The sequence below is a fragment of the Sinobaca sp. TMA16-18 genome (assembly GCF_059510535.1).
Genome location: NZ_JCAKFM010000003.1, coordinates 390,963 through 412,625 on the forward strand (window position 1 = coordinate 390,963; position 21,663 = coordinate 412,625).

Here is a 21,663-nt window from a genome sequence, read left to right on the forward strand (position 1 = left end):
GGAAGAATACAATGACTACGGAAACATCTTTGTACGACTTACTTGACGGCCGCTATGAGGAAATGATCGAAATAAGAAGATACCTTCACCAGCATCCCGAACTTTCTTTTCAAGAAGAAAACACCCCGGCTTATATTGCAGACTACCATGAAAAACTTGGTCTTGAAGTACAGACTAAGGTCGGCGGACGCGGTGTCGTATCAACGTTAAAAGGAGGCCGTCCCGGACCGGTAGTAGCTCTGCGCGCTGATTTTGATGCTCTGCCTATCCAGGAGCAGACCGGTCTTCCCTTCTCTTCTAAAGTAGACGGAGTGATGCATGCCTGCGGACACGACGGCCATACCGCTACGCTTCTTGTTCTGGCTAAATGCCTGAACGAAATCAAAGAAGACATTGAAGGCACCGTTGTTTTTATTCATCAGCACGCTGAAGAATTCGCTCCCGGCGGCGCAATAGAGATGATTAAGGATGGATGCCTTGAAGGAGTGGATGTTATCTTCGGCACGCACCTTTGGGCCACTACTCCCTACGGCACCGTGCAGCACTGCACCGGGCCAATGATGGCGGCGGCAGATCGCTTTGAAATTGAAATACTCGGCCAGGGCGGCCACGGGGCAATGCCTCATTTAACAAAAGACGCCGTTCTTATCGGCTCTCAGCTTGTTACCCAGATCCAGCAGATTGTCAGCCGCTACGTGGACCCTCAGAAGCCGGCGGTTGTATCGATCGGTTCCTTTGAAGCTTCTAATGCGTTCAACGTTATCGCAGACCGTGCCAAATTGACCGGCACGGTGCGGACGTTCGATGCCGATGTTAGAGACCTGATTGAAAAAGAGCTGGAAATCATCACTAACGGAATGGTCTCCAGCTGGGGGGCGGAAGCTGATTTTCACTACTACCGCGGATATCCGCCTGTGGTCAATCATGAGACCGAAACAGCTTATCTGGCTGACTGCGCCACCAATGTTCCCGGAGTGGAAAAAACGGAAGAAATGAAACCTGAAATGGGCGGCGAAGACTTCTCCTACTATCTGGAAAATGTGAAAGGCAGCTTTTTTTTCACAGGAGCAGAAAACCCGGAATGGACAAAAACTTATCCCCACCATCACCCAAAATTTGATATCGATGAAAGAGCAATGCTTACGGCTGCTAAAGTGATGGCCAAAGCTGTTCTTGATTACCCAGACCAAACTCAAACAATGGATAAAGAAACACTGTCTCACAACACTTATTGAAAATTCCCTTTTCTATTTTCAGAATAAGGAAAAAAAGAACCCCGTATCCTTTTAAAAAAAGGCAAGCGGGGTTCTTTTTAATGATGAAATTTTTAAACCAGCTTCTTCTATTATTTATTCGGCTGTCACATAAAAGTCCATGCCGTACATAAAATAAGGCAGTGCCAGTCTGATGTATTCCTCCGGTGCAATAGAGCTGTTCTGCTTCCAGTCCACTGAAGCCCCGTAGATCCCCCAGCTCAGCATAAACGCGGCTATTCTTAACGATTCATCGCTGTCTGTCTGATGCTGCTTAAGCAGCGCCTGGTAAAATATAGCTTCCAGCTTCTTTTTAATAATCGCTTCAATTGTAACGGAAAAAGCTTGAAAACTTCTTCTGCACTGAGAAGATAACGACAAATGAAAAGTCGTAATAGATAAAAAGATACTTACAATCGTATCTTCTGTAAGCTTTTCGTGCTGGGCGATTTCATTGCTGACATTCATCATGAGATCTTCAGTTAATGACTTTTCCAGCAGGTCATATTTGTCCGTAAAATGAGAATAAAATGTGGCACGGTTTACCGTTGCTTCTGCTGTAATATCCTTAATCGTAATATCTTTGACGTCTTTTTTCATAGCCAGCTCAATAAAGGAATCCATAATTAATTTCCTTGTCCGCTTAATGCGCGGATCTATTTTTGTCTCTGACATAGTCATACACGTACACATCCTCTCCACTTATTAGACATTTTCATCCATATGTTGTTTAAACAATAAAAAGCAGGAACTATTGGTTGAATAACAAAACAAAAGTCTATATAGTGTGATTATACAACAAGTGTTGGATAAACGAACCTTGTTTTTAAAATTTTACAATAAACGGAGGAAATTATTTCATGAATGTATTAGTAGTTAAAGCAAATAACCGCCCTGATGGAGTTTCTACAAAGATGTACGAAACGTTTCTAGAGAACGTTCAGGAAAAAGAAAATTTAAATGTAAGCACATTTGATGTGTTTGAAGAAGATATGCCTTACTTTGGCCAGGATCTGTTTAATGCTTTTGGAAAGATCCAAAACGACGGAGAGCTTTCCGATGTAGAGCAGCGCATCGTTAATGCCAAGCAGAAAGCTAAAGACGCGCTTGCAGCAGCAGACGTTCTTGTCTTTGCTTTTCCACTTTGGAACCTTACTATTCCAGCAAAGCTTCAGACATTTATTGACTATATTGCTGAAGCTGGATTCACATTCAAATATGACCAAAACGGAAATCTTGTACAGTTAATGTCCGAGAAAAAAGTTATCCTGCTTAACGCCCGCGGTGGTGTATATTCCCTTCCGGAAGCAGCTCCAATGGATATGTGTGTCACTTACATGCGCAACCTGTTCGGCGGCCTGTACGGCATGGATATTCTTAATGAAGTCATCATTGAAGGCCACAATGCCATGCCTGAAAAGTCCGAAGAGATCATTCAGGACGGTCTGGAAGCTGTAAAAGAAGCAGCAGAAAACCTTTCTTACCAAAACGCATAAGTTTTCTTTATACTAAAAAACCATTTTCAGGCCGGGCAGCTGCCCGCTTGAAAATGGTTTTTTTACGTTAGGAAAGCTCCAGTCTGTTTTTCGGCTTCTGCCGGGCCAGGTAATAACTAAGCAGCAGCCCCGCTCCCAAAATAAACAAGGAAAACAGCATCTGCGTCCCAAGAAGAAGATAAGCCGCTGCAAAAAGAACAGACTGCAGCATTAAAAGACGCAGCACTAAAAACTGAAACGAATATTCTTTTTCCGACAGCGCCAACGGATAAAGATCAGGCCAGATGTTCGTGTCAAAATGATACCATAAGGTTCTGAGCTGAACGCCTGTTAAGTATATAAACAGAACGCTTACCAGCACCCGCAGCCATTCAAACGGAAATGCGTACATGACGAGACACCCGACGAGCAGGAGTCTGGCATACATCCCTAAATACTCGCCTGAGCGTACAAACGCTTTAATATACATATACCTGTAGGCTTTGTCTTTTTGAAAAGGCATCCGCTCGGCCAGTCCGGCCAGCCACCTCCTCCGTTTCACCGGTGATTTGATAAACGGTACATCCGCAAACGATTGAATAAAACGGTAAAAAGCAGACAGGCGGCGCTGTTCCATTATAAAGACCGCTTCCCACTTCAGCGCGTATTTTGCTGCCAGCCTTCCATGCCAGGCAACGTACACACCAGCCATGACAGCAAGCAGAATAGCTGCCAGAAACCATGACACATCAGCGAATACGATGTACAAAAGAGATGCGGTAAGCAGAATTCTTCCTATAAGAAGTCCCAGTCTCACCCGATGATCCTGCAGCCTCCACTCTGCCCAGGCTGAAGCAATATTCCAGCCTTTCACCGCCAGAATAACAGCAAGCACAAGCAGAAAGGAATTGGATTCTTCAAACAGCCGGTTTTGATAAAGCGGACCGAGAATAAAATACAGCAGTACAATAAATAAAGATTGAAGCGTATATGAATACACCACGCTTTTTCTAAAGTACGAACGCAGCTGATTTTCCATCGGCAGCAAAAAGACCATGTCTGCTTCTTTCAAAAAGGTCCGGATAGGGTTTCTGGTCAGGAAATATGTGAATATCAATGTAAACAGCTCGAGTACCGGCACATAGGCAGGCAGCCACTCCAGAAAAGCAGGGTACATAAATCCGCCTACCAGAAACAGGGCATAGATGCTGAACATAAAGCCGCTGTTGGCGACAAGCCTTAAATAGCGGATAGCCGTACCGGCAAATTCGCCGGCACGCTCTTCCCACAGCCGATCCAACGTCCCCATGTTAGATCGCCCCTTTGGCGACTTCAATGTATAGATCATCCAGCAGGGCTCCAGGCATGCCCGCCTGCTCCTGAAGCTCCTCCATCGTCCCCTGGAGCTTGATGCGTCCTTCATGCAGGACGATAAAACGGTCACAGTACCGCTCTGCGGTCGCCAGGATGTGGGTGGACATCAGTATACCGGCGCCATCCTCTTTCATTTTCACCATCATATCGAGCAGCGCTTTAATTGCCAGAGGATCCAGCCCGATAAACGGCTCATCTACCACATAGAGCTCGGGTTCGATAAGGAAAGCACACATGATCATTACTTTCTGGCGCATCCCTTTGGAAAAATGGCTCGGAAACCAATTTTTCATTTTCGTCATCCGGTATTCCTCCATGAGACGCTCCGCCCGTTCCTCAAATACCTTTTCTTCTATGCCGTAGGCCATCGCTGTTAATCGCATATGCTCCCACAGCGTCAGCTCATCGTATAAAATCGGCGTCTCGGGAATATACGTAAAGTGCCTGCGGTATTCCTCCGGTCCGTCCATCAGCCGCTTTCCATGAATTGTTACGGTCCCTTCTATCGCTTCCATTAGCCCAAGAACATGTTTAATCGTGGTACTTTTACCGGCTCCATTCAAGCCGATTAAGCCGACGATTTCGTTTTGTTTTACGGTGAAATTTAATCCGTGAAGGACTGGTTTATGAACGTTATATCCTCCGCTCATATTTTGAACATTCAGCAACTCCGTCATTATAAAAGCTCCTTTTATGTAAAAATTGAATGATTGTGATTAAGACTGCTTGAAAATTATATCATAATTCCATATTTTTCTGACGGCGGCCTTATTCCTTTCTATGATCAAAATAGTTAAAATGCACTAGAAGAAGTGTTAATAGAAATGATACACCCCCTTCGCAGAAAAACAAAAGGAACCGCTCTTTAAGAAGAGACAGGTTCCTTCATTTTTCTTTTATATTTTTTCTGACGGCCAGCTGCGAAATCCGCTCACTGTTTTGTTTTTATGAAACTCTTTAAAATGCTTTACCATTTCTTCGTAGGAAATACCGCTGTTAACAAATACTTTACCATAATCGTAAGAATGTTCCGGCGGCAGAGCTTCCAAACGATACCCTGTCTCTATGTCAACTGCCTGAATCATTTCAATTTCCAGATCGGAATGAATATAGCCTAAAGACACAAATTCCAGTTCTTTATGAGTAATGGCAGCGAGCGTTTCATTCACTTGTTCCCAGGTTGGGTCGATTACTTCCCCTTCTGCTGTTGTAAGGGTCCAGTATTTCTCCTTTGGAGCTTCCTGGCGGCTTTCCGGCTCTTTTTTCAAGAAATCAAATAGTCCCATAGGCCACATCCTTTTTTTAATAGGCTGATGAACTGAAAAGTATACTGCTAGTTTACCAGTTTATCAGAATCATTCCAGAGCTGTTTGCGGATCTGGACTTTTTGTATTTTTCCGGAAGCGGTTTTAGGAAGTTCTTTTACAAAGTTAATGCTTTTCGGCGCTTTAAAATGAGCCATTTTTTCTCGTGCGAAATCGATAATGTCTTCTTCTGTGAGGCTGCTGCCCTCCCGCTTAACAACCACAGCATGGGGAATCTCCCCCCACTTTTCATGAGGAAGAGCGACAACGGCTGTTTCAACAATATCAGGATGTTGATATAAATAGCCTTCCACCTCAATGGAGGAAATGTTTTCGCCGCCGCTTATAATAACGTCTTTTTTCCGGTCTACGATTTCAATATAGCCGTTTTCAAAGACGACCGCCATATCTCCGGTATGGAGCCAGCCATGCTGAATCGTTTCGGCTGTCGCTTCGGGATTTTTAAAGTATCCTTCCATTACATTATTGCTGCGCACAACAATCTCACCTACAGCCTTGCCATCTTTTTCTACATCCTCATACACTTCGTTTACTACTCTTACTTCCGAACCGATCAGCGGGTAGCCGGTTTTGGCTTTTAAGCGCTGCTGTTCTTCTTTGGATAGATGCTCATCCTGGGTCGTAATCTGTGAAGTCGTCACGAGCGGGGAAATTTCAGTCATGCCGTATACATGAATAAATTCCCAGCCCAGCTCATTTTCCGCCATTTCAATAAATGCCGGCGGCGGGGCAGATCCGGCGACCACAATACGGACAGAGTGCTCCGTGCGGCATTCTTCTTTGTGCAGGTGATAGTATTCCAGCAGCATATTTAATACAGTAGGGGCCATATGAAGAATACTTATTTGGTGTTTTTTAATATTATCAAAAATAGATTTGGGATCTATTTTGCGCTGCATCACCTGGGTCACACCGTTGGCGGTATAGTAAAAAGGAGAGCCCCAGCCGTTTACGTGAAACATCGGAAGAACGTGCAGCATCTTATCGTGTTCCCTGATTCTTAAATGATGCATGGTAGACATCGCGTGCAGGTAATTGCTTCGGTGCGTCAACAGTACCCCTTTTGGGTTTCCGGTTGTACCGCTCGTATAAAGCAGACTTGCTATATCATGTTCATCCACTTCAGCCCGGTCGAAGAAGGTTCCATCGAATCCGTTGAGCCACTTTTCATAGCCCTTGGCTGTTTTTGTATCTTCTTCTTCTCCGTGCAGAATGATAGTTTCGATTGATGTTAAATTGTCGAGAACCGGCTCCAGCTGTTTAAACAGTGTTTTATCAGCAAACAGCACCCTGCTTCCGCTGTGATTCAAAATAAATTCATAGTCTTCTGCAGTAAGCCTTGTGTTCAGCGGGGTCATCACAGCGCCCAGTTGATACACGCCATAAAACCCTTCGAGCATTTCCAAAGCATTCGGACTCAAATAGGCAACCTTATCCCCTTTTTTAATATTAAGCGCTTTCAATCCGTTTGACAGCTGATTGACCCTGTACTGCAGTTCTCCATACGTTACTGTTCTTTCTCCATCAACCGCCGCTGTTTTGCCGGCATACAGCTCGGCAGCTCTGTCTAAAAAGCCAGTTAATACGAGAGGGACGTACATAAGCATCCTCCTAGATATTGAATTAATGAAATATTTATTTTATTGTACCACAACACCTATATCCTGTTTTATACAAGTTTCACCTGGTATAAAGAGATTCCCTGCCGGGGATATCCGAAGGTCTCCGCCATTCCTTCTTTTCATTTCCGGAAATTCTACGTATGATAGAAAGTAAATCGAGCAAAAAGAGGAGAGAATATACATGCCACTAGAACACGATTGTATTTTCTGTAAAATTATTCAGGGGGATATTCCAGCTTCTATTGTATATGAAGATGATGATATGCTGGCTTTTACTGATCTCGGCCAGGTAACAAAAGGACATACGCTCCTTATCCCGAAAGACCACCAGAAAAACATTTACGAACTCCAGCCCGATACCGCAGCCAAATTGTTCAGTAAAGCCCCTGCTATTGCCAATGCAATTAAAGAAGCATTTCAGCCGGCGGGAATGAACCTGCTTAATAACAATGAGGCCCCTGCTTCCCAATCCGTGTTTCACTATCATCTGCACTTTATTCCGCGCTACGACGATACAGATGGATTTCAGCCTTCGTTTGTCGACCATTCCGATGCCTACTCCGCAGAAGATCTGCAGAAAATAGCAGAACAGATTGGCGAAGCTCTGAAAAAACAATAATCCTTACCGCGTCTGTTCTGGCTGTTTTGAGATTTGTTTGTTAAACTATTCACATGAACGCAAATATCTCTATCGGAGTAAAGGAGTCGACCTATTCAATGACTAGAGCACACAATTTTAATGCAGGGCCGGCCGCTCTTCCAACGGAAGTGCTGGAAAAAGCTCAAAAGGAATTGACTAATTTTAATAATACCGGCATGTCCGTGATGGAACTCAGCCACCGCAGTGCAGATTACGAAGAGGTTCACAATAATGCTGCTGCTTTAATGAAAGAACTTATGAATATTCCCGATGATTATGAAGTCTTGTTTCTCCAGGGTGGAGCAAGCCTCCAGTTTTCCATGCTTCCTATGAACTTTCTTCCTGAGAAAGCGCCGGGTAATTATGTGCTGACAGGATCCTGGTCGGAGAAGGCTTTAAAAGAAGCCGAAGCTATGGGACAGACAAAAGTTGGAGGAAGCGCAAAAGACACAAATTACACTTATATTCCTGCGTTTGAATCCCTTGATATGGATAATGATGATGCGTATGTGCATATTACATCAAACAATACGATATTCGGCACACAGTGGCAGGATTTCGACTACGACTGGAAATCTCCCCTGTTTGCGGACATGTCGAGTGATATTTTAAGCAGACCTATCCCGGTGGAACGATTTTCTGTTATTTATGCAGGAGCCCAGAAGAATCTTGGACCTTCCGGTGTCACTACCGTAATCATTAAAAAAAGCCTTATCGAAAATGAAAACAGCAGCGTACCGACTATACTCAAGTACAGCACGCATTCCAAAGCGAATTCTCTTTATCATACCCCACCCACTTTTTCCATATACATGCTCAATAACGTGCTCGAGTGGATTAAAGCAAACGGTGGAGCCGAAGGAATGGAAAAAAGAAATAAACAAAAATCCGATACCATCTATACAGCTATTGATAAAAGCAGCGGTTTCTACACCGGACATGCCGAGAAAGACAGCCGGTCGCGTATGAATATAACGTTTACTCTTCCGTCCGAAGACTTGACGAAAGCCTTTCTAACAGAAGCAAAAGACAATGGATTTGTCGGTTTGAACGGTCATCGTTCAGTAGGCGGCTGCCGTGCTTCAATTTACAACGCCGTAACGCAGGAATCCTGCGATGCCCTTGCTTCATTTATGAATAAATTCCACGATTCCCACCGTTGATCATTATTGTAAAAAAATGAGCTTTCTCTTTCGTTTTTCACAGTATAAATACGTAAATGAAGAAGAATCCGGACTCCCGGGTTCTTCTTTTTTTATTTCTACAGATGGATTACGGAATTGTGTGAATAATTTCACCCGGGATGCTTTCTTTTTCTCTCGATTTTTCTTATACTGTTATTAAAGAATAGTATTTTAAAAAAACCGTTTCTTATTCTGAAAGGAAGTGAGTTCTAGTGAATACGAAATCATTAGTATTAGGAATTTCTGTAGGAACGATTGCTGGAAGCATCATTACGCTGCTTACCTCTCCCTCATCCGGCCGAAAAAACCGGGACGCCCTGATCCGCGGCGACTGGGCATACTGGCGCGATTCCAGCGCTTCAAAAAAAGGTAAAAGGCTGATGCAGGACTGGCAGGACATGGCTGCCGAGGGTTTTGAAGCAGTAGACGGCTTTTCTAAAGAAATGAGTAAAACATATACCCGCTATAAAGAAGAAGTAGAACCGGAAGTAGAAACGATCCAATCACAGATTAAAGAAATCTCCGAAGCAGTGTCCCAATTAAATAAAAAGATTCGTAAAGAACTTAAATAAGCATTCTTTTTTTATTCCTTTTCTGAAAAATGAATGTATTCCCACTTTTTTTTACAATACTTTTTTTGGAAGGAGGACCTACCTTGGAATCAATGCCCGCTGGATCAAAACAGTCTCTCATGTTCAGTTATAAAATGGCCCAGCTCACAAAAGCTTTATGGAAGTCTGTAGAGAAAGATTGGCAGATGTGGGTAAAGCCATTCGACCTGAATATTAACGAGCATCAAATATTATTGATTTCCTATCAGCTGGAGGGTGCCTCTATATCAGATATTGCTAAATTCGGTGTCATGCATGTCTCTACTGCATTTAACTTTTCAAAGAAGCTGGAAGAACGCGGCCTTCTCCGATTTTCCAAAAAAACAACGGATAAACGAAATACGTACATTGAACTAACGGAAAAAGGAAGCGAACTTCTGCTTCAGACGTTTGAAGAATACGAAAAAGATACGTTCGGCATTTATGAAGGTGCTATGCCGATCAAGCAGCTTTACGGCAAATTTCCGGATTTTTCAGAGCTGATTACGATTGTCCGTCATTTATATGGAGAAGATTTCATGGAGATTTTTGATGCATCCCTGTCGAATTTTGATGATGAATTTCTTGAAAAGGATGGACATCTTGTTTCTAAATATCATGCTGAAGAAGAATAAGCTGCATTCAGCTATGCCGGTACGCCAGGCATAGTTTTTTACCATGCCTTCTTTTAAATTGTTAGATTTTTTAAACATTTTCACACCCCCTTGCTTTTTCTTTCAATAGGGATTAGATTTATCAGATAGATAGTTGGAAAGAAAAGGGGGTTTCCTATGAACTGCTGGAAATCAATAAACGTTAAAAGAGAATATAATCCTAAGAAGCTTCGTTTTGGAGCGTTTGGGCTGATGATGATTACATTTATACTGACTTATTTATTTTTCAGCTTTTGGCATATTTCTCCGGTCTATGCCGATATAAGCTTTATTGGCGCGCTGTTGTTTATCGGAATATTATTTCCGGGCCATATTCTGCTCCATTACCTGCCGCTTTTCTCGGTCGGCCCGCATACTTCTTTCAGCATTGAACGAACCAAAAAACGAAATCTCCCATATGTGGTTTTTCGTTCCAAGAAACCGATCAGTAAAAACATTTATATCTTTTCGATGGTGTTTCCATCTCTTATTACCGGTCTATTTGCTGCTGCAGGTGCTTTTCTTATGCCTTCCCTGCTTCCTTATTTTTTAATTTTGTTTGCTGTAAATGCCGGATTTGCCTTTTACGATTACATCTATGTAAAACAGCTCCTTACAGCACCAAAGCACTGCTTTATTGAAAAGAAACAACACGGCATGCATATACTAATAAAACAGCCCGCATAACCATGCCGGCTGTTTTATTATTTGTTTAATTTTCTATTCTGCCTACATAAACGGAAATATCGTCTTCTTCTAAATTAAAAGATTCTGCCTGGGTATAGAACCCTTCCCCAACTTCGATATCCTCTGTATGCACGACTATCTGCTCTTCAGACGGCTGCATCTCAACAAATTCAGGCACGTCGAGCTGGCTTTGCAGCAGTGTCAGAACGGGTGATGAAGGAAGCGGAATCCCTCCGATTGAAAAGCTCTGCTGATGAAAAGCCATATTTCCATTATCGAGTGCTTCCGGTTCGAAATCGAACGTAGCATTCACTTCATTTCCAAGAATATCAAGCGGCAGATTCACCTGCAGCAGTCGGTTTTCGACTACATCCAGTTCAAGCTGTTCTTCCTGCCATTCTTCTTCAATCACTTCTTTTAATTGATCTGTCGTCAGGCTCAACGTAAAGTAATGCTGAAATCCTTCCGAAGGTTCTCTTTCAAGCTGCCTCTCCCCTGCTTCTTCTTCGTTGTCTGAAAAAGGCTGCACGAGCAGGATAAACAAAAAAGCAATAATAACGGCATTAACGGCCAGCAGCCCAATAAAAAGCCATTTCCAAATCATTCTTCTTTTCTCCACTTTTATTCACTCTTTTCTCTTTCTTTGTTTTAATTCCCTTCCGACGATACGTACTCTTTCTATTTTACACAAGTTAACACGTCTGGAAAAAGAAAAAAGCGGAAAATAAATAGATAAAATTGCGTTTCAATTTATGATATAGTAGAAACTGGCACAGTATATACATAATAAGGGGCTGGATTAAACATGAAGAAAGAACTAATTGCCGTTATCGGCACGAGCGGGCTGCTGTTTCTCGCAGGCTGTAATGATAATGAAGAACAGTCATCAGATAACACCCAGACAGTCGTGCAGGTAAATGACACGGAAATTACGGAAGAAGAATTTACCGATGAGCTAAAAAACACATATGGCTCCCAAGTGCTAAATGATATGGTCCAGGGTGCTTTAATTGATGAGCAGGCAGAAGAAATGGAGATTACCGAAGAACGTCTTGATGAAGAGCTGGCGGACTTTAAAGAACAGGTCGGCGTTCAGGAAGACGAAGAGCTCCTTTCTCTTATGGAATCCCAGCTGGGCGTTCAAATAGAGTCTGTAGATGAGTTCAAGGAAGATTACCTCAAACCCCAGGTTGTTGTTTATGATCTGGCGGAAGCAGATGTAGAAGTAAGCGAGGAAGACAAAGAAGCCTATTTCGAAGAGAACCAGGAAGATCTTGAGTCAGCCAACGCTCGTCATATTCTAGTGGAAGATGAAGAAACAGCTGACGAGGCTGTCGCCCGCCTTGACGACGGGGAAAGCTTTGAGGATGTGGCTACTGATATGTCGACCGATCCTGGTTCTGCTGAACAAGGAGGAGATCTCGGCTTTTTCAATAGAGGTCAGATGGTACCTGAATTCGATGAAGCCGTATTCAGCATGGAAGAAGGCGAAGTCAGCGAACCTATTGAAAGCGAGTTCGGCTTTCACATCATTGAACTCATAGAAGTACGTGATACGTATGAAGAGCTTGAGGGGGATATTGAAGAAGCCCTAAGGCAGGAACAGCGTCTTGATGAAACAGAAGTCATGCAGAACTTAATGGAAGATGCTGACATTAATGTGGAAGAGCCTTCTTACGAAGACTGGATCAACATGCCTGAGGAAGAAGAATAGTCAGGCACCGTCATTCTAATCTCTCTACAAACATTCGATAACACATTAAAAGGATGGGCCTCCGCCCATCCTTTTCTATGTGGGATCAACTCTTTCTTTAAAAAGGCAGCTTCACTCCTGCAGCGGTGGACTCCTGCAGAACAGCCATCGACGAAGAGGAAGAGGACGCTTTTTCACTCTTCAACTGAGGCATGGCCTGCGGAAAGCAGCCGCCGAAAAAAAACAGTATATAGAAACAAATAAGGATGGGCCTCCGCCCATCCTTTTTGCTACTGCTCCTCTATTGTGCGCTTCAAAGATTTCGGAATCGTGATTTTAAAACAAACGCCGTCCTTTTCGTTAATGGCCTCATGGGTTCCTTCATGGAGCTCGGCGATACGCTGCACGATCGCAAGTCCAAGTCCAAACTGTCCTTTATTTCCTTTTTGGAAAGGCGTAAATATCTGTTCCAATTCCTCATCAGGAATCAGCGACCCGTTATTTCGGACAGAGATAATGATTGTATCCGCGGTTTCTTCTGCTTTTATCCAAATCGTGTCCTTCGCATAACGCATCGCGTTCTCAATCAGGTTTTCCAGCAGTATCTGAATCTGCTCTTTATCTGCCGTCATTTCTACATCGGCACCTTCAATGATAAATTTAACGTGGCCGCGCTTCATTCGGAATCGTTCTTCAATCCGAAACGCCACACTGCCAAACATCATTTCTTCCAAATTAATCGTATTGCGCTTCATCGCGTCCAATTTGGTAAAATACAGCATGTCTTTGACCCGTTTGTCCATTCGGTTTGCCTCTTCAAGAATAACATCCATCGTGTTTTCAATATCCTCTTTAGGAAGAATGCCGTCTTTGACAGACTGCGCATAAGTTTTTATCACCATGATAGGTGTTTTCAATTCGTGCGAGGCGTGCTGGATGAACGTTTTCTGAGACCTGTCATACCGGATGAGGTTCTGACGCATTCCTTCAAACTGATTGGAGAGCCGAATAAAATCATCATCCCCCTCGAGATGAAATGGTTCTTTCCAGTTTCGTTTAGCGATCTGCTCAAATTGATTGCCGAGCACACGGAGCGGCTGGCTCAAATACCGTTTAAGCCATATCGCAGGGAGAAAGCTGAGAGCACTCGTAATCAGCAGCAGATAGGCGAGCCGTTCCCAGAGCCTCGATACCATTAAATCTCTGTATGTATCCCACATGTAGGAAATCTGGTAGGCTTCTTCTCCGTCTGATTCAATTCGGTTAATTACATAAAACAAGGTTGCATCGTTATACATCATTTCAAATCGTTCCTGGTCATTTTCCTGATCTACTGCGTTGGATATCATTTCCTGCAGCACGCTGTCAGGAACCTGTCCGCCCTGCAGGGTCCCCGTTTCATTCAGCAGAAACAAGTGCCCGACAGACCTTTCTGCTTCCTGCCTCTCAATAAAATCAAAATCTTCTTCGGGAGGGGTGAAATATTCACTAAAAGGATTGGCACTTCTCGCCTGCTCTTCCTCGATAATTCGATACGTTTCTTCCGTCAGCGTCCCCCGGATCGAAATAGGGTATACAATAATCATCGTTAACCCGACGAGAACAATCAGGGAAATAAAAGACAAGTACACCCGTTTAGTTAAATTCAGCTTCATCATGATGATAAAATGCGATACCCAAATCCATATAATGTTTCAAGATGGATGCGGGACATTTTTTTTCTGACTCTTCTTACGACATCATCCACTGCCCGTTCCGATCCAAAATAGTCTTCTCCCCAGACCTGTTCGATAATGTCTTCTCTGGACAGAGCCTTCCCTACATCTTCTGTCAGCAGTAAAATCAGATCCATTTCTTTAGTCGTCAGTTCAATCGAACGATTGTCATTAAGGGTATCAATGACGACTCTGGCTTCTGCATCTACAATATAATCGTTAAGCTCTACTTTTTTATTCTCCTGGGCTATTTCTCCGTATACTCTTTTTAATAGCTTCTTCACACGGATGATCAGCTCCTGCGGGAGAAACGGCTTGGATAAATAATCATCACTTCCCATTTCCAGACCAAGAACGCGGTCCAGGTCCTGATCCCTGGCACTAATGAAAATAACCGGTGTGTTTTCGTTAATCGCTCTGATCTCTTTTAACACGTGATAGCCGTCCGTACCTGGCAGCATAATATCAAGCACCCATAAATGAGGCGCATTCTCGGCTTCTGCAATCGCATCGTCGCCGTTTTCGAATACAATGACCTCCCAGCCTTCTTTTACCATGTACGCTTTTAATATGTCAGAAAGATTTTTTTCATCTTCTGCCAAATACACTTTATACTTACTCATATATTTAGTCCTTTCACTGCGGCGTTCATTATAATGTTCATGTTATCAATGTTTTCTAAAAGGCGCTACCTTTCATCGGGGCCATCTCTTCCGAGAAAGAGGATTTTATCTTTCAGCAGAGGAACTTCCGCATAATCATGGCACGTGAAATAAATAATCTGGCGGCCTTTGCTGATATAGGAAAGCAGACTAAACGCTTCGCTGCGGCGGCTGTGATCAAAATGGGCAAACGCATCATCTATGGTCATGGGAATACTGTCATTACGCTGCTTTTCATACACTTCGGCCAGAGACAGGCGCAGGGAAAGATACAACTGTTCGGACGTACCGTAGCTTAGTTCTTCCGGTGTGAAAATGATACCGCCGGCACTCTCCACCATAATAGTTTCTTCTCCCATCGGTGAAAATAAGCGGACATGCTCCCCTCCGGTTATACGTTGAAAATAGTCCGACGCTTTTTGAAGCACTTCCGGCTGCCTTTCCTTTTCATGAACCGATTTTGCCTCCTCCATTAAATACACGGCTGTATTCCATACTTTCCAGCGGTGCATGTGCTCAGCCAGTGACTCTCTCAGGTTCTCGTAGTCCTGAAGAAGCTGTTCATAGCCACCGCCTTCCTCCCATGCATAAACACGCTGGGAGATAGCAGCCAGCTCTTCATTTAAATCGTGAATGCTTTCCTGTTTCTCGTGAATCTGCCTGTCGGTTTCTTCGAGTTCTTCTTCAGTATCACCGGGAAGCTTCAGCGCTGCAATCAGCTCTTCTTCTATTTCTCCTGCTGTCATTTGGGAACGCCACTGGGCTTTGATAAGCTGCATACGCTGCTGCAGGCTTTGATACGTTTCTTTTCCATCCGCTGCCTGGAGCAGCTCTTCTTCTGAGGCCCACCCGTACGAGTGCAGAAACTCGGACTGCTCCTCGTTTATCTGTTCTTTTACATGCAGCCACTTTTTAAAAAAGAGCCTGCTTTTTTCTGCGGTTTCCGCTCTGCTGTTAAGCTGCTGCAGGTGCTCTTCTTCCTGCTTTAACATATCGGCTGCATAGTGAATCGACTGGGCTGTTGGAAGCTTTTTTTCCAGGCGCAGGCGCTCGTAAAGCTGGTTCGTTTGGTGGTCTATATCGGCCACACGCTTTTGCCTGGCAGCAAGTTCTGCTGCTGCTTCCTTTTCTTTTTCCATTTCGTTTTTTAAACGGTTCCATGCCTGAAAATAGTCTTCTGCCATAGCGAGCGGGAACGCAGGCAGCCCCCATTTGCTGCACCATTCCGATAACTCCCGCTTTACCTCTTCCTGTGCTTCTATTTCCTTATCAAGGCGGACCAGTACAGTGTCTATTCGCTTTGTTTCCAATTCAATATTCTGATTAATTGCTGCGAGAGACTGTTCTCTATGCTGTGTTTTCCAGTACTTTTCTTTTTCTGCTTCGGACTGCTGCTTTTCTTTTTGGGTGTCTGTCTGCTTTTGAAGCAGGAACAATACGAGTGCAGCGATCCCTGCCACAAGCATAGTCATGCCTTCAAACCAGGAACCGGTAATTAATTCCCATAATCCAAGTACGGTAAAAACAAAAGCGGCAGCTTTTAGAAATAAAAGCAGCTTGCTCCACTCTCCGCTCGAATCAGCGGCAATTTCTTCATGAGGCTGCTTCGATGCTTGGCTGTCTTTAGAAAGCGCGGAAGCTTCCCGTTCTTTTTCCTGTTCATGAAAGGTTTTCTGCTGTTCAAGCTGTTCTGCTTCTCTTGAAGATAAGTGAATGTTCTCCTGCACAGCCCGCTTTCTGTCCATAATCATCTTAAAATCATTTTCCCCGGCTATGCTCGGAAATACAGCAGGCACTGAAGATTCATCTTCTATCTCCAGTTTATAAAAAAGCTCCCTTTTTGCAGAATTGATCCGCTCCAGCTTTTGCGCTGCCTGCTCCGCCTCCTGCTGATTGCTTTCCCGGAGCGGCAGATTTTCTTTTAAGTTATGAATCACGTATTTTTCCTTATGCAACAGGATCGAGCAGCTTTCCCCCGCAACGGTTTTTATCGATTCGTAGTACTCTGCCTCGGCTTCTTCCAGCATCTGCCCTGCATTTCTATTTCTGTCCTGAATTTTCTCCCACTGCTGCTTCAGATTAGCAGGCAGCTTTTCAAATAATCGGAAAGCTTCTGCCTGCGCTTCTAGTTCTTCTTTTTCATTCAGCGTCTGCAGAAGCATCTTTTTACGGCGGATCCATTCTTTTCTATGGTATAGCTGCTGGATGTCTTTTTCTGTGCCCGCAATTTGAAGCTGCAGTGATTTTTCTTTTTCCTGAAGTTTTTCGTATTCTTCAAGGTCTTGTTCAAAACGACTAATATCTGCTTTCTTTTCCTTTATAGCCGTCAGGAGCTGATTAATAACCGGTTTTCGGCCCTGGGGCTTGAACCACCCTCCTGCTTCCTGGATCATTTCTTTTTCAATTTCCATCATATGCTTTGTGCCCGTCATTCCGGCTTCATATAAATACTGATTAAGAGAATCTGCCTTTAATTGCTGCAGTTCACTCCAGTCTTCGGCCCCGAAACAAAAGATATCCTGGTACGTTGTTTTGTCCAGCCTGTGCAGGTACAGTTCAAGCCATTTGTCGTCCTGCAGGGTCCCTGCTTCATCCCAGATCTTCACGTCACCTGCGACTTTTTTCCCTTCTGTTCTTTCCAGGATAAATTGTTTTCCCTCATTGGAGACAAACGTCATTTTCCCTCCATAACGACTGCCCTGCTTAGGACGGTAATTTTTTCGTTTTTCTATTTTTGAAGGAAACCCAAACAGCATCGATAAAATAAATGCCCTCAGGGTGGATTTACCGGCTTCGTTATCTCCCTGGATCAGTACCAGGCCGTCCGATAACGAGATAGTCGTATCAATCCATTTTCCAAATCCATATATCTGAAGTTCTTTAATGATCATCCGCTTCTCTCCTTAACCATTTTTCCTGAATAAGATGAAGCGCTTCATCCACTAAATCCTCTACTGCGGGCTCTTCTATCCCGTACCGTGCGGCCGGATTTTCCAGCCCTGCCCATTTACTCTGCAGCTCTGTATCCCCGCTGTTTACTTGGGCTGCTGCTTTTTTTAAATCCCCGGTAAATAACAGCTGGTCAAACGCATCTATATGCGTTTCTTTAATCGTTTTATCTTCTATGGATTCTATTATATAAAACGGGACAAATTTCTTTCCCGCTTCCTGCAGCCACTCCATTATTTCTTCCCGCTTTGCTTCCTGACGGAGGGAGTCATGAAGAGAGCCGCTTCCTTCGATGGTTAGACGGACAGCAGCCCCCTTAACCATACTATTGGAGAGCCTCGATTCCAGCGCCTCTTCCAAAGCCATTCCCAGTTCATCGACCGATGTCATATGGTTAATCGACACCGTGATTTTCTCATACGTGAACGGGGATACCGGCCTGAATTGGACATTTGTCTGTTCCGAAGACATTTCTACAAGCAAATACCCTTTTTCTCCGTCTTCTTTCATATGGTGTCCTTGAATACAGCCGGGATAGTGTACACCCGGTGCCAGTTCCATACGTTTATGAATATGGCCCAGCGCCCAGTAATCCATCTGCTTGTCCTTTAATTCCTGCAGACGGAATGGGGCATAGGGCTGGTGAGGGGCGCTTGATTCGAGCGGCTGTCCGTGAAGAAGGGCAATATGCAGCGCGGCTCCGTCCTGTTTTTTATAAAAAGGCACAATGTTTTCTGTGACCGCCCGCTTCTCATAGCTGTACCCATAAAGATGGACGGCCTCGTTTTCATCCACCCGATGCACCGCACATTCTTCTTTATTCGAAAATACATATACATTATCCGGCCATTTTACCGGCGCGTAGTTGCCTTCCACCGGATCGTGATTTCCATAAATGATGTATACCATTATTTTTTCTTTTTCGAGCTGTTCAAATTGTCGTTTCAAAAAGACCTGGCCGCGGATGCTCCGGCTTTTCTGGTCAAATAAATCGCCGGATAACAGCAGAAAATCGACAGAATCCCGTACGGCGGCTTTTACCATTCTTTCCACAGCTGTTTCCGTGCTTGTTAATACTTCCTGCTGAACGTCTGCTTCCGCTGCTTTTAATGCAGAAAAAGGAGCGCCTATATGTAAGTCTGCAGCATGAATAAAACGAATCGCTCTCATTTTTCTTCATCCTTTCTTCTGCTCTGTCTCCCTGTATCCCAATTCCCTTTTCTGACAAGAGATATGCTGTGTATTTTACTGGATTTTTTCATCCTTGTATAAAAAAAGCTGATGATACTATTATATCATCAGCCCTGCTTTTATTTTACGGGTTCCTGTTCCCATTTTTCCCGTTTCTTTTTAAAAATCCACGCCTGTATAATCATAAAAAGGCCTCCTGTTACCCAGTACAGCGACAGCGCAGATGGAAGAGCGATACCTGCGATGATTATCATGACCGGCATTAAGTACAGCATAGGCTTCATCATATCCGGCATTTCCTGCCCGCCTGACGTAACTTTTGTCTGCAGAAACACAGCGGCTCCTGCCAGAAGAGGCATAATAAAATAAGGATCCGGGTCTCCCAGGTTCATCCATAAAAAGGAGTGGCCGGCGATAGCCTCAGTCCGTACAATCGCAAAATAAAAAGCCATCAGGATCGGCATTTGAATCAGAATCGGCAGGCATCCTGCAATAGGATTAACTCCGCTCGTTTGATAAAGTTTCATCACTTCCTGCTGATACTTCTGCGCTTCGGTCTGGTCTTTCATATTGTATTTTGATTGAATTTCTTTCATCTGCGGCTGAATTTTTTTCATTTCATGAGAACTGCGCTGTTGTTTAGCAAATAAAGGCACAAGCAGAAGCCGGACGGCAATTGTGGCTGCTACAATTGCCAGGCCGTAGTTCCCTTGGAAAAACAGCGCGAGCTCAGTAAGCACCCACGAAAAAGGATACACAAAGTAGTGATTCCATACTCCCTGGCTCTCCGGTGTGATAAATTCTCTCTCTATACCGCACCCGGACAGAACAGTAATCCCGATCACAATAACAAGCATAAATAGTATTTTTCTTTTCATTTCTATTTCCTCCCGTATTCAATCTCCTTATACTGCAGCAGAATTAAACACGGGTGGTTCTTCATCTTTGGACTGGTCCTTTGAAACAGGCACTTTTCTTTTAATAAACGTGAACATTCTTCTTACAGCCGGCCTGATACCGGTCTGGATCAGAGAGGGCTGCTGCTGTTTTTTATCAAACCATCCCGGCTGAAAAAAGGAGCCGCCTTGATAAGATACAGAAAAGAAACCTGCATAGAACAGGGTCGTCATAAAAAACAGGACTTCAATCCACGTGATATCCATCAACAGCTCTGCCATACAACCCCCTCTTTCCCTTCTATATTTTAGTTAATGTGTTTCTTTTCTTCTTCCGACAGTTCGACCACTACGTATTCCTCGGCATAGGCTTCTCTGTATTCGAGTACTTCATCCACGTACCAGTCCGCCTGATTATAATTAAAAATAGCTGCTTCTTCGCGGCCATTTCCCGCCCCATTGGACGAGAGATAGTTAGCTGTGGAATATACGGCATCTTCCAGGTCATATGGATCGGCCCGGCCGTTTCCATTACCATCCGTTCCGTAACCGCCGTATCGATCAATGACCTCCGTGCTTGTCAGTTCCTCTTCCGGAATGTCGAGACTGCCGTTGCCTTCACATCCCGGGTAGTTCCATCCTACAAAGGTGCAGGGCATAAACTGCATGTGGCCCAAAGCCCCTACCGGGCTCTCCAGTTCATTCATTGTGGAAAAAACGGTTTCCACCCGGTGAATCGCGGCCAGCAGCTCCCAGGACATATTATACTCCTCTGCAGCGTCTTGATAAACAGGAATAAAGTCTTCCGGAATTTCGTTTACCGCAAAGCTGCTGCCATGCTGGTTCAACTGCGGCTCCTGCTGCTCATTTCCGAGCGAAATAAAAAAGATAATAACAATAGCTGAAAGTACAACACTAATGGTAATAAATAAAGAGTATATAGTACGCTTTTTCTTTTTCACTGGTGGTCAAACACCTCCTCTACTATCATATACAAGAACACGGCTTTATAGCTATAGTAATTATGATTATTTCATGTCTATACGGCTTGCGCATCGTAATGTTTCAGCGTAATATAAAAGTATAATGTGAATGACTATTCATTCAATGACCACAGGAGGGATACAATGACTTACTACTTAACCGTCTACGACAAAGACAGCACTGTACTTTTAAATGAATCATTTGATTATGAAGAAGACGCAGAAGCCATTTCCCATGGGCGAAAACGTCTCGAGGAGGAAAATTATTTTCAAACGACCCACCGCTTAACCCGGAAAGGAAAGCTGCTTCTGTTTTACCGCTGATACAGCAAATAAAGACCCTCGTATCCTGTTATAAGGAGTGTAGACTAACCTAATAATTTGAGACAATATAAAACACCTTCGACATGGTACGATGTAAAAAAGTACGTACAATCGGAGGTGTTTTTGTGTGGGCAAAAATAGATATTCCAGTGAAGTGAAATGGGCTGTGGTTCAAGCAAAAATGGCAGGTGAACTAACCACGGCAGAAATTATGGAGAAGTACGGGATTAAGAATAAGTCGCAAATTAAGACCTGGATGAAATGGTATAAACAAGGCGATATTTATCGGTTTGACCAACCGATTGGTAAGCAGTATACCTATGGGCTTGGTCCGCCGGACCAATCGGAAGACGATCGAAAAAACCGACAAATCGAGCATTTGAAGATAGAAAACGACATCTTAAAAAAGTATTTGGAGATCAAAAAGGAGGGGAAAAACAAGTAGTA

Annotated in this window: 23 protein-coding genes; 10 read left to right on the forward strand and 13 right to left on the reverse strand. The window is 43.8% G+C overall.

Translation table 11 applies throughout. The annotated features are described in order from the left end of the window. Positions 1–11 precede the first annotated feature (11 nt). Positions 12–1,235: a M20 family metallopeptidase gene (locus tag AC5W14_RS08250; RefSeq protein ID WP_496194101.1), complete on the forward strand. Its 1,224-nt coding sequence runs from the start codon at positions 12–14 to the stop codon at positions 1,233–1,235. A gap of 114 nt (positions 1,236–1,349) precedes the next feature. Here the strand turns inward: AC5W14_RS08250 and AC5W14_RS08255 are convergent, their stop codons facing one another. Next, positions 1,350–1,934 carry a TetR/AcrR family transcriptional regulator gene (locus tag AC5W14_RS08255; protein ID WP_496194102.1) on the reverse strand — a complete coding sequence of 195 codons (585 nt, stop codon included), beginning with the start codon at positions 1,932–1,934 and terminating at the stop codon, positions 1,350–1,352. 179 nt (positions 1,935–2,113) lie between these two features. Between AC5W14_RS08255 and AC5W14_RS08260 the strand changes: the two genes are divergently transcribed. Continuing rightward, positions 2,114–2,749, forward strand: coding sequence for an FMN-dependent NADH-azoreductase (locus tag AC5W14_RS08260; RefSeq protein WP_496058849.1), 636 nt, complete (start codon positions 2,114–2,116; stop codon positions 2,747–2,749). Between the two features lie 67 nt (positions 2,750–2,816). Here the strand turns inward: AC5W14_RS08260 and AC5W14_RS08265 are convergent, their stop codons facing one another. The 4 genes from AC5W14_RS08265 to AC5W14_RS08280 form a co-directional block, all read right to left on the reverse strand. Continuing rightward, positions 2,817–4,037 (reverse strand): ABC transporter permease, encoded by a 1,221-nt coding sequence (locus AC5W14_RS08265; protein WP_496194103.1) that lies wholly within the window; start codon positions 4,035–4,037, stop codon positions 2,817–2,819. A gap of 1 nt (position 4,038) precedes the next feature. Continuing rightward, the gene (locus tag AC5W14_RS08270) at positions 4,039–4,779 is read right to left on the reverse strand and encodes an ABC transporter ATP-binding protein (protein WP_496194104.1); all 741 of its coding nucleotides are present in this window, start codon (positions 4,777–4,779) and stop codon (positions 4,039–4,041) included. A gap of 219 nt (positions 4,780–4,998) precedes the next feature. Next, positions 4,999–5,388 carry a hypothetical protein gene (locus AC5W14_RS08275; RefSeq protein ID WP_496194105.1) on the reverse strand — a complete coding sequence of 130 codons (390 nt, stop codon included), beginning with the start codon at positions 5,386–5,388 and terminating at the stop codon, positions 4,999–5,001. A 47-nt stretch (positions 5,389–5,435) separates the two neighbouring features. Beyond that, positions 5,436–7,028: a long-chain-fatty-acid--CoA ligase gene (locus tag AC5W14_RS08280; protein WP_496058853.1), complete on the reverse strand. Its 1,593-nt coding sequence runs from the start codon at positions 7,026–7,028 to the stop codon at positions 5,436–5,438. Positions 7,029–7,230: 202 nt separating this feature from the next. Between AC5W14_RS08280 and AC5W14_RS08285 the strand changes: the two genes are divergently transcribed. The 5 genes from AC5W14_RS08285 (at position 7,231) to AC5W14_RS08305 (ending at position 10,803) form a co-directional block, all read left to right on the forward strand. Beyond that, positions 7,231–7,668, forward strand: coding sequence for an HIT family protein (locus AC5W14_RS08285; RefSeq protein WP_496058854.1), 438 nt, complete (start codon positions 7,231–7,233; stop codon positions 7,666–7,668). 98 nt (positions 7,669–7,766) lie between these two features. After that, complete coding sequence (gene serC / locus AC5W14_RS08290; protein WP_496194106.1) at positions 7,767–8,852, forward strand: 3-phosphoserine/phosphohydroxythreonine transaminase; 1,086 nt, start codon at positions 7,767–7,769, stop codon at positions 8,850–8,852. Between the two features lie 233 nt (positions 8,853–9,085). Beyond that, positions 9,086–9,445, forward strand: a complete 360-nt coding sequence (locus AC5W14_RS08295; RefSeq protein ID WP_496058856.1) for a YtxH domain-containing protein — start codon at positions 9,086–9,088, stop codon at positions 9,443–9,445. A 92-nt stretch (positions 9,446–9,537) separates the two neighbouring features. After that, positions 9,538–10,098 (forward strand): HTH-type transcriptional regulator Hpr, encoded by a 561-nt coding sequence (locus AC5W14_RS08300; RefSeq protein ID WP_496058953.1) that lies wholly within the window; start codon positions 9,538–9,540, stop codon positions 10,096–10,098. Between the two features lie 156 nt (positions 10,099–10,254). Beyond that, positions 10,255–10,803, forward strand: a complete 549-nt coding sequence (locus tag AC5W14_RS08305) for a DUF3267 domain-containing protein (RefSeq protein WP_496194107.1) — start codon at positions 10,255–10,257, stop codon at positions 10,801–10,803. 25 nt (positions 10,804–10,828) lie between these two features. Here AC5W14_RS08305 and AC5W14_RS08310 read toward each other — a convergent pair whose 3' ends face one another. After that, positions 10,829–11,407, reverse strand: coding sequence for a YpmS family protein (locus tag AC5W14_RS08310; RefSeq protein ID WP_496194108.1), 579 nt, complete (start codon positions 11,405–11,407; stop codon positions 10,829–10,831). Positions 11,408–11,608: 201 nt separating this feature from the next. Here AC5W14_RS08310 and AC5W14_RS08315 point away from each other — a divergent pair, with 201 nt between their 5' ends. Then, the gene (locus AC5W14_RS08315) at positions 11,609–12,517 is read left to right on the forward strand and encodes a foldase protein PrsA (protein ID WP_496058859.1); all 909 of its coding nucleotides are present in this window, start codon (positions 11,609–11,611) and stop codon (positions 12,515–12,517) included. A gap of 269 nt (positions 12,518–12,786) precedes the next feature. Here AC5W14_RS08315 and AC5W14_RS08320 read toward each other — a convergent pair whose 3' ends face one another. From AC5W14_RS08320 to AC5W14_RS08350, 7 genes are all read right to left on the reverse strand, one after another. Further along, entirely contained in the window at positions 12,787–14,154 is a 1,368-nt protein-coding gene (locus tag AC5W14_RS08320; RefSeq protein WP_496058860.1) for a sensor histidine kinase, read from the reverse strand. Beyond that, entirely contained in the window at positions 14,151–14,834 is a 684-nt protein-coding gene (locus AC5W14_RS08325) for a response regulator transcription factor (protein ID WP_496058861.1), read from the reverse strand. The genes AC5W14_RS08320 and AC5W14_RS08325 overlap by 4 nt, the downstream gene beginning before the upstream one ends. 65 nt (positions 14,835–14,899) lie before the next feature. Further along, on the reverse strand, positions 14,900–17,764 hold the full coding sequence (locus AC5W14_RS08330) for an ATP-binding protein (RefSeq protein WP_496194109.1): 2,865 nt from the start codon (positions 17,762–17,764) through the stop codon (positions 14,900–14,902). After that, positions 17,754–18,992, reverse strand: coding sequence for a metallophosphoesterase family protein (locus tag AC5W14_RS08335; RefSeq protein ID WP_496194110.1), 1,239 nt, complete (start codon positions 18,990–18,992; stop codon positions 17,754–17,756). Before AC5W14_RS08335 ends, AC5W14_RS08330 begins: the two co-directional genes overlap by 11 nt. Positions 18,993–19,132: 140 nt before the next feature. Further along, a complete protein-coding gene (gene yidC, locus AC5W14_RS08340; RefSeq protein ID WP_496194111.1) occupies positions 19,133–19,891 on the reverse strand; it encodes a membrane protein insertase YidC in 759 nt (252 codons plus the stop codon). Between the two features lie 27 nt (positions 19,892–19,918). Continuing rightward, positions 19,919–20,191 (reverse strand): hypothetical protein, encoded by a 273-nt coding sequence (locus tag AC5W14_RS08345; RefSeq protein WP_496058865.1) that lies wholly within the window; start codon positions 20,189–20,191, stop codon positions 19,919–19,921. Between the two features lie 26 nt (positions 20,192–20,217). Continuing rightward, the gene (locus tag AC5W14_RS08350) at positions 20,218–20,871 is read right to left on the reverse strand and encodes a lytic transglycosylase domain-containing protein (protein ID WP_496058866.1); all 654 of its coding nucleotides are present in this window, start codon (positions 20,869–20,871) and stop codon (positions 20,218–20,220) included. A gap of 165 nt (positions 20,872–21,036) precedes the next feature. Between AC5W14_RS08350 and AC5W14_RS08355 the strand changes: the two genes are divergently transcribed. Both AC5W14_RS08355 and AC5W14_RS08360 read left to right on the forward strand, forming a co-directional pair. Next, complete coding sequence (locus tag AC5W14_RS08355; RefSeq protein ID WP_496194112.1) at positions 21,037–21,216, forward strand: YhzD family protein; 180 nt, start codon at positions 21,037–21,039, stop codon at positions 21,214–21,216. A gap of 127 nt (positions 21,217–21,343) precedes the next feature. Then, positions 21,344–21,661: a transposase gene (locus AC5W14_RS08360; protein WP_496194113.1), complete on the forward strand. Its 318-nt coding sequence runs from the start codon at positions 21,344–21,346 to the stop codon at positions 21,659–21,661. The last annotated feature ends 2 nt before the right edge of the window (positions 21,662–21,663 follow it).

Coding starts and splice junctions, on each gene's coding strand:
- AC5W14_RS08325 (WP_496058861.1), bottom strand. CDS start 14,834: ATGAGTAAGTATAAAGTGTATTTGGCAGAAGATGAAAAAAATCTTTCT.
- AC5W14_RS08300 (WP_496058953.1), top strand. CDS start 9,538: ATGCCCGCTGGATCAAAACAGTCTCTCATGTTCAGTTATAAAATGGCC.
- AC5W14_RS08255 (WP_496194102.1), bottom strand. CDS start 1,934: ATGACTATGTCAGAGACAAAAATAGATCCGCGCATTAAGCGGACAAGG.
- serC (WP_496194106.1), top strand. CDS start 7,767: ATGACTAGAGCACACAATTTTAATGCAGGGCCGGCCGCTCTTCCAACG.
- AC5W14_RS08285 (WP_496058854.1), top strand. CDS start 7,231: ATGCCACTAGAACACGATTGTATTTTCTGTAAAATTATTCAGGGGGAT.
- AC5W14_RS08320 (WP_496058860.1), bottom strand. CDS start 14,154: ATGATGAAGCTGAATTTAACTAAACGGGTGTACTTGTCTTTTATTTCC.
- AC5W14_RS08270 (WP_496194104.1), bottom strand. CDS start 4,779: ATGACGGAGTTGCTGAATGTTCAAAATATGAGCGGAGGATATAACGTT.
- AC5W14_RS08355 (WP_496194112.1), top strand. CDS start 21,037: ATGACTTACTACTTAACCGTCTACGACAAAGACAGCACTGTACTTTTA.
- AC5W14_RS08330 (WP_496194109.1), bottom strand. CDS start 17,764: ATGATCATTAAAGAACTTCAGATATATGGATTTGGAAAATGGATTGAT.
- AC5W14_RS08315 (WP_496058859.1), top strand. CDS start 11,609: ATGAAGAAAGAACTAATTGCCGTTATCGGCACGAGCGGGCTGCTGTTT.
- AC5W14_RS08250 (WP_496194101.1), top strand. CDS start 12: ATGACTACGGAAACATCTTTGTACGACTTACTTGACGGCCGCTATGAG.
- AC5W14_RS08310 (WP_496194108.1), bottom strand. CDS start 11,407: ATGATTTGGAAATGGCTTTTTATTGGGCTGCTGGCCGTTAATGCCGTT.
- AC5W14_RS08265 (WP_496194103.1), bottom strand. CDS start 4,037: ATGGGGACGTTGGATCGGCTGTGGGAAGAGCGTGCCGGCGAATTTGCC.
- AC5W14_RS08275 (WP_496194105.1), bottom strand. CDS start 5,388: ATGGGACTATTTGATTTCTTGAAAAAAGAGCCGGAAAGCCGCCAGGAA.
- AC5W14_RS08345 (WP_496058865.1), bottom strand. CDS start 20,191: ATGGCAGAGCTGTTGATGGATATCACGTGGATTGAAGTCCTGTTTTTT.
- AC5W14_RS08260 (WP_496058849.1), top strand. CDS start 2,114: ATGAATGTATTAGTAGTTAAAGCAAATAACCGCCCTGATGGAGTTTCT.
- yidC (WP_496194111.1), bottom strand. CDS start 19,891: ATGAAAAGAAAAATACTATTTATGCTTGTTATTGTGATCGGGATTACT.
- AC5W14_RS08280 (WP_496058853.1), bottom strand. CDS start 7,028: ATGTACGTCCCTCTCGTATTAACTGGCTTTTTAGACAGAGCTGCCGAG.
- AC5W14_RS08305 (WP_496194107.1), top strand. CDS start 10,255: ATGAACTGCTGGAAATCAATAAACGTTAAAAGAGAATATAATCCTAAG.
- AC5W14_RS08335 (WP_496194110.1), bottom strand. CDS start 18,992: ATGAGAGCGATTCGTTTTATTCATGCTGCAGACTTACATATAGGCGCT.